General features: G+C 62.9%; 8 protein-coding genes and 1 pseudogene. 3 read left to right on the forward strand and 6 right to left on the reverse strand.

Features of this window, described 5'->3' with window-relative positions:
* Window positions 1–24: 24 nt before the first annotated feature.
* Window positions 25–1,485 carry a group II intron reverse transcriptase/maturase gene (gene ltrA / locus AB0L65_RS10255; protein ID WP_364242789.1) on the forward strand — a complete coding sequence of 487 codons (1,461 nt, stop codon included), beginning with the start codon at window positions 25–27 and terminating at the stop codon, window positions 1,483–1,485.
* A 306-nt stretch (window positions 1,486–1,791) separates the two neighbouring features.
* Here ltrA and AB0L65_RS10260 read toward each other — a convergent pair whose 3' ends face one another.
* From AB0L65_RS10260 to AB0L65_RS10275, 4 genes are all read right to left on the reverse strand, one after another.
* Entirely contained in the window at window positions 1,792–2,796 is a 1,005-nt protein-coding gene (locus AB0L65_RS10260; protein ID WP_364242845.1) for a bacterial transcriptional activator domain-containing protein, read from the reverse strand.
* A 940-nt stretch (window positions 2,797–3,736) separates the two neighbouring features.
* On the reverse strand, window positions 3,737–4,027 hold the full coding sequence (locus AB0L65_RS10265; RefSeq protein ID WP_364242792.1) for a hypothetical protein: 291 nt from the start codon (window positions 4,025–4,027) through the stop codon (window positions 3,737–3,739).
* 352 nt (window positions 4,028–4,379) lie between these two features.
* Window positions 4,380–4,679 carry a hypothetical protein gene (locus AB0L65_RS10270; RefSeq protein ID WP_364242795.1) on the reverse strand — a complete coding sequence of 100 codons (300 nt, stop codon included), beginning with the start codon at window positions 4,677–4,679 and terminating at the stop codon, window positions 4,380–4,382.
* A 1-nt stretch (window position 4,680) separates the two neighbouring features.
* The gene (locus tag AB0L65_RS10275; protein ID WP_364242797.1) at window positions 4,681–4,863 is read right to left on the reverse strand and encodes a hypothetical protein; all 183 of its coding nucleotides are present in this window, start codon (window positions 4,861–4,863) and stop codon (window positions 4,681–4,683) included.
* Window positions 4,864–5,029: 166 nt separating this feature from the next.
* Between AB0L65_RS10275 and AB0L65_RS10280 the strand changes: the two genes are divergently transcribed.
* Together AB0L65_RS10280 and AB0L65_RS10285 are read left to right on the forward strand one after the other, a co-directional pair.
* On the forward strand, window positions 5,030–5,284 hold the full coding sequence (locus AB0L65_RS10280) for a GntR family transcriptional regulator (protein WP_364242800.1): 255 nt from the start codon (window positions 5,030–5,032) through the stop codon (window positions 5,282–5,284).
* 176 nt (window positions 5,285–5,460) lie between these two features.
* Complete coding sequence (locus AB0L65_RS10285; RefSeq protein WP_364242803.1) at window positions 5,461–5,583, forward strand: hypothetical protein; 123 nt, start codon at window positions 5,461–5,463, stop codon at window positions 5,581–5,583.
* Between the two features lie 222 nt (window positions 5,584–5,805).
* On the opposite strand, the gene AB0L65_RS10290 is transcribed toward AB0L65_RS10285, so the two are convergent.
* Both AB0L65_RS10290 and AB0L65_RS10295 read right to left on the reverse strand, forming a co-directional pair.
* Window positions 5,806–9,084 carry a type ISP restriction/modification enzyme gene (locus AB0L65_RS10290; RefSeq protein WP_364242806.1) on the reverse strand — a complete coding sequence of 1,093 codons (3,279 nt, stop codon included), beginning with the start codon at window positions 9,082–9,084 and terminating at the stop codon, window positions 5,806–5,808.
* 1,008 nt (window positions 9,085–10,092) lie between these two features.
* Window positions 10,093–10,291: pseudogene (locus tag AB0L65_RS10295) on the reverse strand (ISKra4 family transposase); the annotation flags it as partial.

The following is a 10,291-nucleotide window of genomic DNA, read 5'->3' on the forward strand; positions in this document are numbered from 1 at the left end:
GAACTGCAATGACTGGAGGCACTGGTGAATACTGGTGAACTGCCGGACTGGCCGGACGTGTTCCGGGCGGGTTGGCGGGTACGGCGGATGCAGGCCAAGCTGCACCGATGGGCGGCCGATGATCCCGGCCGCGTGTTCAATGACCTGTTCAACCTCGTCTGGCATCCGGATCTCCTCACGGTCGCGTGGGATCGGGTGCGGGGCAACAAGGGCGCGCGCACCGCGGGGGTGGATCGGGTGGTTCCCCGGTTCATCTCCGGCATGGACACCGTGGCCTTCCTGGCACAGGTGCGGGAGTTGGTGAAGTCCCGCACGTTCTCCCCGCTGCCGGTCCGGGAACGTCTGATTCCCAAGGCCGGGCAGCCGGGGAGATTTCGCAGGCTGGGGATACCAACTGCGGTGGACCGGCTGGTGCAAGCTTCCTTGAAGCTGGTTCTGGAGCCGATCTTCGAGGCGGATTTCAAGCCGGTCAGCTACGGCTTCCGCCCCGGGCGGCGGGCACAGGACGCGGTCGCCGAGGTGATCTATCTGGCTTCGAACTCCCGGAACTATCACTGGGTGTTCGAGGCCGACATCAAGGCGTGTTTCGACGAGTTGTCACACAGCGCGATCATGGCGCGGGTGCGGCGGCGGATCGCGGACAAACGCGTCCTCGCCCTGATCAAGGCCTTCCTGCATGCGGGCATCATGGCCGAAGGCGGGCAGGTCAGGACTTCCACCACCGGCACGCCTCAAGGCGGGATCTTGTCGCCGCTGCTCGCCAACATCGCGTTGTCGGCGCTGGACGAGCATTTCTGCGCCAAATGGGACGCCCATGGCACAGAGTGGCGACGCAGGGTACACCGTCAGCGTGGTGGGGCCACCTTCCGGATCGTTCGCTACGCGGATGATTTCGTGATCATGGTGAGAGGCTCCAAAGCGCATGCGGAAGCCCTGCGGGAGGAGGTATCCGACGTGCTCGCCCCGCTGGGGTTATGCCTGTCGGAGGCTAAGACCCGGGTCTGCCACATCGACGAGGGGCTGGACTTCCTGGGGTTCCGCATCCAGCGGCACACCAAGAGAGGAACCAGCCACAGATACGTCTACCACTACCCGTCGAAGAAGGCACTCGCCTCCATCACGGGAAAGGTGCGGGCGATCACGAACGGGGCCCGACACCAGACTCTTACCGACCTGCTGCGCGAACTGAACGCCGCGCTGCGGGGATGGTGCAACTACTTCCGGTATGGCCCGTCGTATGCCACTTTCAAGTACCTGGACGCCTTCACCTGGCGGCGGGTAACGCTGTGGCTGCGCAAACGCCATAAAGGGATCACCTGGAAGACCCTCTACCGGCGCTTCCTGACCGGCACGCCCAAGGGAAGACCGGAAGAGACCGGCATGGCCCTGTACTTGGCACAGGAAACGGGGACCACCCTCTATCGCTGGCGTGGCCACCACATCCCTAGCCCATGGACCATGCCCAGCACCGAAGAGGCAACATAACCATCGGAACCCGTGGAGAGCCGGATGCGGCGAGAGTCGCACGTCCGGTTCGGAGGGGCGGGCCGGGGAAACGCCCGGGAGAAATCCCGGAAACGCGCCCCGGTCCGACCCCTACTGGCCCCGCGGCGGCCGCCGACCCCCCGCCCACGTTCTCCGGCTACTCGCACGCATCTACGGGACCACACCCGCACAGCTCGTGTCGCCTCAGATACTGGCCACGTACCAAATCCGTGACCAGCGGGAACTCGTGCGCGGCGATCAATGACGTGGGCACCTCAGCACCCGGCTCTCGGCCCCGCTCGGCTATTAAACAAAGCGCTGATACGTGCGCTGCGATTCTGCGCTTGGGCGCGCGTCGATCTCTACCAGGCGCTCCGTCAGCTGCTGGTATGTCCAGCGAACCTCAGAGACGCGCCCCAGCTCGCCCTCAATAGTCATGATCTTGCACCACAACATCTCGTTGTAGGGGTCAATGCGGTCCACGGCCAGTCTCAGGGAGCCCAACGCCTGATCCGGATCAGAATGACGCTCAAGCTCAGCAAGCCGAGTCACCGCGGTGACGGCCTGGGTGACAGCGGTCTGGCGGAGTGGCAGGCACCAGACATCATCACGGTCGGCAAGCAACGGCCCTCGGTAGAGGACCACCATCCGCCGGAGCGCCTCACGCCGCGTCCTCTCGTCCTCGGCGGTGTTCGCCTGTACGTACGCTTCTTCGAACCGCCACCAGTCCACGTCAAAGTAGGCCGCCGACAACCGCCGCCGCTGCCCAACCTTCAACACGAACTTGACCGAGGGACCAAGCCCCGTCGCCTGGCGCATCGCCCCGTTGATATCGCGCACAGCCGTCTCCAGGCGCCGCGCTCCGCGCTCCCCGTCCTCTGGCCACAACCGGTCGATCACCGCGTCCGAGGACTCGCCATCCTTAGCTGTCGCGAGCAAGGCAAACAACGCTCTCCCCTCGCCCCTGCTGAAGGACACCTCCTTCCCAGCAACCATCAGTCGCGCAGGACCCAATACCTCAACCTGAGCCACTGATGGCCTCGGCGTCTCGATCGGCGGCACCACCAGCGCCTTTGGGGGCGGGGGCGAAACAGCTTCCGGAACAGCAGGACCCGGATGAACCACCTCCGACCTAGCTGAGGTGTTCTCTCCCTTGACGCCCACGCTCGTGGCACTCACCGGCACAGCGGCCAGCTTTTGATCAGCGCTGCGGTCCTCGTTGTGGCAGTGGACCGTTGGCAAGTTCGCCTCCGGCCCGGCGTTCGACATGCGCACGCGAACCCAACGCACCAGCAGGCCGCTCAGCAGCATCACCACAAGGGCGAAGGTTGCCGCCCCTGCTGGCAGGAGCAAGCCCTTCCCGGCGGCCTCCCGCTCCTGCCGTTGGGCCGGGGATAGGCGAGAACTGGCGTCAGGCGCTGGGCTCTCGCCAGGGCCAGCGGGCGACTGTGAACGTGTACTCGAAGAGTAAGGCGTTGCCCTGGCATGTCGGTCTTGATGCCGCCGGCTGCCCTGCCGAGCTTTGTGCGGCCTCGGTCGTACCTCGTGAGAAGAGATTCGCTGCGGACGTACGATCCGTTCCTCCCCCGGCGGCTTCTCCTCAACCATGTTTCGGTGCCGAGAACCTGATCTCTGCTCCGTCGATGGGCGCCTTGTCCCGGGTGACCGCTGCTCCTGGCTGGCCGATACTTTACTGCTGGGCGGCCTCAGCGGGACCTTCGAACCATCCGATTCGCCTCCTGGAGAAGCTGTGGGGGCCGGCAGCTTTCTCGCTTCTCGCAAACGCCCCATTAGATCCAGGGGCCGCCCGTTCTTGATGTCGTCGTTGACAGCGGCGCACCACTTTTCGATGTCATACAACTGATACGCCACTTCGGACACTCTTGGGCAATAGCCAGGATCATCTGCCCTTGCGGGCAATACCCCGCCAAGAAAGGCACCGAGCGCAGCAGCAGCCATGACGGGATACTGAGCCCAAGCCTGAATCCGCCCGCAACTGCCCTTTGCGAGAAGGTTCCCCGGAATCATCAGGCACCTCCCCAGCAGTCCAGCACGTCACTCTTGGTTTACCACCCCTCCCAGTCAAGGCGATCATGAAAACGCGAATACAGATCATCAAGGCTTGGCTCGAAGCAATAAATCTTCACTCACAAGCAGCCCAACAGGAGCCCCAAAGATCACACCGAAGGAGCCCAACACAGCCAGAGTTAGCAGCTCGCGCTAGATAGACTAAATGCCCGACTCGCGCCGATCACCCCACGAAAACGCTCTTGCCGTACTTCGAGACTCCCGCATGACCAGGGAGAAGCACTGCGTTGATTTCAGCGTCACACTTGGGACCGTCATGGATGAAGGCGACCCCCCTGGCACCATTGAAGACGTACGCCGGCGCCCCATCGACGGGATAGCAGCCGCTCGGGTTGTAATACGTCTTGCCGTTGATGAACAAAACGCCCGTTGCAGCGTCAGCATCGGCGGGAGCCCCCGTCACCAGCACTCCCGCTACGGTGAGGCTGGCGAGCGTGGCAGTGATACGCCCCATGTCACAAACCCCCAAGATCACCGATCGCTGCCCGCGACCTATTGTCAACAGAGAGTCATATCACGACCACGCAAGGCTATAGCCACTGAGTGACGGATCCGTTCTTGATCACCTGACTCACCTTCCGAGCCGCCGCGGCAAGCCATTCACGGAGGCGCCATCTCACCGAGGAATGAAAGACACCGGCGCAGCAACCCTCTCGAGCGCCTCAGCGGCACGAGGGCAAACGACACCCAGGCTCAAATGTTCGGCACGGGGCGAGCCAGGACCGTCAGCGCTTCTGCCCCATGAACTGGCTCGCGCTGCAGGAGACGCGGCGGATGCACGGTGACGCACCCCCGCCGCGCCAGTCTCATCGCGCCTCGCCGCGCAAGATCCTCTCGTACAGGTTTGTCGCCGCCGCGGTCAGCATCCACGCGCTTTCGCGAACAATGCCCTTGGCCCGAACAGGGCCCTTGGCCCGAACCGTCCGACGCACGAAGCTCAGACCGCCGCCGGCACACAGCTCGTACAGCAACTCGTTGCACTCGCATGAGTGCGAGATCACACGAATACGTTGCACTCGCCGGCACGGTCGGTACCAGTGCACCTCGACACAGCTGGCCTGCGGAGGCTCGAAGTGCGGGCCATGGAAGTCAGCGATCTCCGTCATGTCACGCAGTCCTCCCTTCGAAGACCTCGATGAGATTTCTGAGCGCAACGTCGACGCGCGCCATGACGAGCTCGTGGATGTAGTCACTTCCGGGCGGCAGCCGATAACCGTGCTTCTCCAGCACGGTCCGGATGTCCGCAACCAGAACAGACGTGATCCGGTCGTCCATGGTTGGCTTGCCCATGGGTCGGACCTCCCGTGTCCGATCAAGGGCCCGCCTCAGCGCTTCCACCGCCGGGGTGGGCCCGTTTGTTTCCTGCCAGGTTACGTGCAGCACGTACAACTCGTCTAGCACGTCTAGCCCGTACCCAACGTAACTCCTATGACAGCCCGTCCCTAACGTGCTGTCTGTGACAGTCGACCAGCTTGACCCGACACCGATTTATGAGCAGCTCGCGCGGATCATCAGAGAAAGAATCAAGGCGGGCAGCCTGAAGGAACGGCAGGTCGTCCCTTCAGAGAGCTCACTGCAACAGGAGCACGGCATCGCCCGTGGTTCGGTCCGCCGCGCCATGGAGCTCCTGCGGGAGGAAGGCTGGGTGGTCACGATTCAAGGCCGGGGCACATTCGTGGCTCCAAAAGAGAGCTGGCCCGAGCAGCCATAGGTCCCGGGAACGAGAGCAGCCGGGCTCAGACACTGCCTCTGGTCGGTGCGAGAACACGCCAGAGCAAAGTCGATTGCTGTTGCTCCTCTTGTACGCCGTGCGACGGCAAGGCGGGTGCCACACGACCCCTCAGGACAACGAGGGCGGCGGTCTTAAGTCCGATTAAGGATCGTACCGTGGCCGCGAGCCACGGCGTAGACCCTGACGGCTGGATGGTCATCTTCAACGAGCTGCCCGGATCGCCGGCCGGTTCGGCCGCAGCCGCCCACACGCTGAGGGTCGTCAAGCACTACCACTAGAGTGAGAAACCGTCTGGAAGTCTTGGTGATCCGTCCGTAAGGCTGCCGCGTGGCCTCCGTTCCTCGGGCCTGGCGGCCCTGCGGTACGGGTCCACTTGCCATCGAATGATGGGGTAAGCCACCGGCCGAGAGTCACGGACTGAAGCTATACGCGAACGCCCCAGCAACTCGTAGCAGGCCCGGGATGCCTCCGAGGCACCCGAGCCCGCTCAAAATCGTCGCTTACAGCAGAGTCGGGGCGTCGGGGGACGCAGCGGCCAGAGGCTTACGGGCGGCGACGGGGGCAGGGAATACGTCCCCCTGTTCCAGATCGGCCACGGTGACGAGCGGGCCAGCACAGATCCGCTCCAGTAGATCGGCCTGCTCAGGCTCCAATTCCACGCAGAGGGTGAGCACGTGGAGGAGTTGAAGTAGTTCGGTAGTGAACTCCGCGGGCCATTCCTCGGTGTGAATGTCATCGAGGGGCGAGGACTTGCGACCCGCCAGGTTCTTCTTTCGGTAGCCAAACCACTTCTTGACGACCTTCATCCCGGACACCTCGTACGCCCATACCTCGGGGCGGACGGGCGAGATGCAGCCAGCGCCGACGTGGAGGGTTGCCGTCTCGGCATCGTAGGAAATGTCATCGGGCATCTCCTCGGCCGTCCCCGGAATCGCCACCTGAACCTTGGCACGCCGATCAGGGACCGGCTTGGGTGACCCGGCGGGACGACCCTCAACGGGATCGGCAAAGCGTTCGCCGTAGGTGTGCAGCCAGATGATCCGCTTGCCGACCCGTACTGCCTGCGCCCACAGTTCGGGGTCTGCCGTGAGCGGAACCCGTACGCCGGGCGTTCGCAGATTCTCCGCGAAGCGCGAGGTATAGCCGCTATGCGCGGTCACCGCCGCAATGTAGGCCAGCACGTCAGGAGCCGTCACGGGCAGGTCGAGGCGCTGAGACAACAGGCGGACGAAGCCCGGGGCGAGGTTGACGAACCCGGCAGCGCGGTCACGGTAGAGCGGAAGCACGCGCCCACCGCGGCCATTGGTGTGATCCATATCGGGCACGTAGGCGGCGAACACTATGCCTGGACCCGTTTCGAGGGGATGGGCGTGTTGCTCGGTAGCGAACACCTGGATATCGCTCGCCACTCGCCAGAGGTCAGGACTTGGGGCGTGGTGAAGCCGTGAGTCCGGTATCAGCCATTGACGGTCGAATGAGCGATAGGCCACCCGCACAGGCACCGGACAGCTTCCACGCTCTTCCTTGAACGGATAGTCCCGGACCGGATGACCATGCAGGGGCTGGCGGATCTTCGTGAGATTGGCGTCACGAGACTCTCTGAACAGCACTGACTTACGATCATCGGGCGCTGCGATCAGCCGTTCCCACCGCGACCGCAGGGTTTCGGGGTTCGGATCGTAAACCCACGTCCGGTTCGGCTTGACGCCGGGAGCCTGCCAGGGCATCAGGTCGCCGAGGGCCGGGTAGCTGAGCCAGTCATCCCCCCCGGGCGGTTGAAGCCGATCAGCCCAGCCGGTCGCGCAGTTGGTCCACTCCGCGCCGTCGAGGCGCAGTTGTACCAGAGCGGCGAACTTCTCATTTCGGTGGCCCGACAAGCTGATGTGGTGGATCAGCGCGGGAGTTTCCCGGTCACCCTCGCCGTACCGTACGAAGACCCCGATGCAGAGCGGCTGCTGAACGCCGGGGAAAACCCGAGTGGATACGTCGGGCTGATGACCTTCCGGCGACAGGTCGATGATCCACCCCTCGTCGGCGGTTCGGCGCAGGTACTCCCGCATGCCGGCGAAACCGGGACCGGTCGTGTATCCCGAGGTGGTGATAAAGGCAACGATGCCCGCGGGCTGTTCGGGGTGAGCGTCGAAGACCTTCCACGTTGCCCACCGCCAGAAGTACACGTACAGGTTCGACAGGACGTATTCGTACTTCCCGAGCCCTTCGGCCCTGAAAGCTTTCAGCGGAACGCCGTGACCGGAGTTCTCCGCCCCCTGCTCGATCCAGCCGCCGAAGCCCTTGGCGCGCTCCCGGTAGGGCGGGTTGCCGATGACCACCTGAACCGGTGTGTCCCGCTTGACCCGGTTGGCCTCTCGGCGGGACCGCACGATCGGCTCATACATCGAACCTAGGTCAAGCCGCGTGTTCTCAAACGGGCTGTCCAGTGTGTCGGCGACGTAAAGCTTCTGGTCCTTCTCGGCTATCTCGGCGCCATGCTCGGACTTGAGCGCCTGATTCAACCGGAGTTCGGCCACCGCGTACGGCCCTGTCTGCCGTTCCATCCCGATGAGGCGGCCGAACAGTTTCTTGAGCCGGCCGGGGACGGCTCCCGTGCCTTCCTCTTCCTCTACGGTCCGGGCGACGTTGTTGACGATATTGAGCAGGTAGGTCCCCGTCCCCATCGCCGGATCGACAACCATCACGTCGTCAGAGGCGAAGCCGCCTTCCCGTCCGAACTTGCTCCGCAAGATGTCGTCGATGAAGCGGACCATGAAGGAGACCACCTCGTTGGGGGTGTAGTACGACCCGCTCTCTCTCCGAAGGCTGGAGTCGTACATGTCCAAGAAGTGTTCGTAGAGGTGAAGATAAGAGTCCGCCGAGCCGTCACTGATCTTGTCCCAGTCCACCGCGCCGATGACCCGCTTCAAGGTCTCCACGACGACGCTGCGGCCTTCCACTGCGTCATGAGTGAGTACGGCCAGGGCCTTGCCCATGAGTGAGTGGTTCTTGCCGAGCTGGGCGGCGATCTGGCCCAGGGTGCGGCTCTCGAAGGCGATGCCGTCCACACGAGCGAGCAGCAAGGCGAAGGTGACGGTCTGGGCGTAGGCGTCGGCGAACTCCTCATGAGTCAAGCCGGGGAACAGCAGCTTGCGCCAGTCCTGGCTGAGTTCGGTGAAGACCCTTTGCTTCTCCTCACCTCGCCGTTCACGGTTGATTGTCTCGGCGACCTCTGTCCGCAGCAGCTTGCACAAACCCGCCACCGCGCGGACGAGCTGGCGAAGGTTTCGGGGTGGGTTCGGTTTCCATAGCAGGAAGTCGGAGATGACACGGGCGAATTCCCCGTCAAGGGGAGTGAGCTTGCTGCCTGCCTTGCGAACGTCCCCGTTCATCCGAGCGACCTGCCCGACCAACTCCCCATCGCGGTACAGCGCCCACAAAGCGCCATCAGTGTAGAGAACATTCGGCAGCAGCCGAAGTTTCTCCCACTGGTTCTTCTCGTGCTTGTTAGGAGTCCAGGTTGTCGGCACACCGCGGCCGGGAGCCTTAAGCTCGACATAGCCTACCCGGGCGCCGGCCACATCGACGGCGTAATCAGGCCGCACGCCAAGGGTGGCAAGCGACATCTCGCCGATCATAGTGACGGAGACGCCGAGAGCCGCTGCCATATGCTCGAACAGCCTCTCTAACGGCGCGCGAAGCTGATCCTCTTGCTGGCCGCCACCTTTCAGTTTGACAGCAGCGGATTCGCCGAAACGTGCGACCGCCTGGGCGGCCTTGGCCTGCAACGACGAAGGGGGGTACTTTGCGGACATAAGCACCAATCAGGACTAAACTGTCCCTGCTGTTAACGGTTATCTCTGTGCCATCGGTTTGATTGTCTCGGCCGTTGCATCTACCTAACCTGAATCACCTACCTCTGTAGATACCTGGGCGGTTACACCCTTAGCACCATGTGTGCCCTGTAGGGGCGAGTGTGCGGTACCCGGCGATTTACACACCCAGTTCGTCGCAGGGCTGACCTGTCGCGGATGTGTCGCCAATCGCACAGAAGGATTCGGTAGCATGTTCGGATGTTCGACGGACTATCAGGGGTCCGTCGAAGAAGGGTCAACCTTATGAACTACCTGTACCAGTGCATCACTCCCTACACGCATCCCCAGCGATGGACTGAAGACGAGAAAGCTCTCTTCGATGAGGGCCGATGCTGCTGGGACGTTGGAAGCAGCACGGGACGCACAAGGCATTGCGGGCAGCTCAGCAAGCATGGGGTTTCCTTTGGCTACTGCCCGGAGCATGTTGACCAATTCCTTGAGGAGTATTATCCCAACGGCACGCCGCGGCATTAGCCGTTTCGTAGAACTACGCGTTATGCAACAGTTTGTCCTATATGACCTCGACAATTCCCTTATTGACCCTAATTGGCATGTCAATCATGGCTTGAAGAGTTTGCTGCAGAACTCCTTTAAGGTCCTGAAGCAGTTGAATGGACACTTGCTTTCGATCGGACGGCTTTCCACATCGCGAGTTTTTCTTTCCAAAGTGCGGGAGCGCTTCGCCGTAGCGGCCTTGGTCGATTAGCTGTGGCAGAGCTATCGCCGACGCATGCCGTACCTTGTCCGTGTAGGCCCGAGGTGGGCTGGAGGTAGCCATCGCCACCAACGGAACGGCGGACAACCAACTTGGACAGACCTAACAGACAGGACTGGCTGATGTTGTCGATGCCTATGCGTTCTCAGGGCTCGAAGGCATCCGTAACCCCGATGGGTGTAGCTCTTCCGCAGTAACTGGTTGGGTCAGGCTGTGAGGGTGCATCCGTCCTGGTGACGGCTGCGGCGAATGCGCTGGTTCTCGCGGTCGACATGGAAAGCCCAGTACTGATCGAGATCGCTGTTGGCAATCACAGCGCGGAGCTTCAAGATGGCCTCGGCTCCGGCCGGTCCTCACCTGGCTCCGGTGATCTCCAGGCGGTCGCCGTCCAGATAGCGGGCGGTC

The sequence above is a fragment of the Nonomuraea sp. NPDC052116 genome (assembly GCF_040680035.1).
In the GTDB taxonomy this organism is placed as follows: Bacteria; Actinomycetota; Actinomycetes; order Streptosporangiales; family Streptosporangiaceae; genus Nonomuraea; species Nonomuraea angiospora_A.

Bases quoted from the DNA above. Each gene is read 5' to 3' on its own strand.
- AB0L65_RS10270 (WP_364242795.1), bottom strand. From the start codon at position 4,679: ATGACGGAGATCGCTGACTTCCATGGCCCGCACTTCGAGCCTCCGCAG.
- AB0L65_RS10265 (WP_364242792.1), bottom strand. From the start codon at position 4,027: ATGGGGCGTATCACTGCCACGCTCGCCAGCCTCACCGTAGCGGGAGTG.
- AB0L65_RS10275 (WP_364242797.1), bottom strand. From the start codon at position 4,863: ATGGGCAAGCCAACCATGGACGACCGGATCACGTCTGTTCTGGTTGCG.
- AB0L65_RS10260 (WP_364242845.1), bottom strand. From the start codon at position 2,796: ATGCTGCTGAGCGGCCTGCTGGTGCGTTGGGTTCGCGTGCGCATGTCG.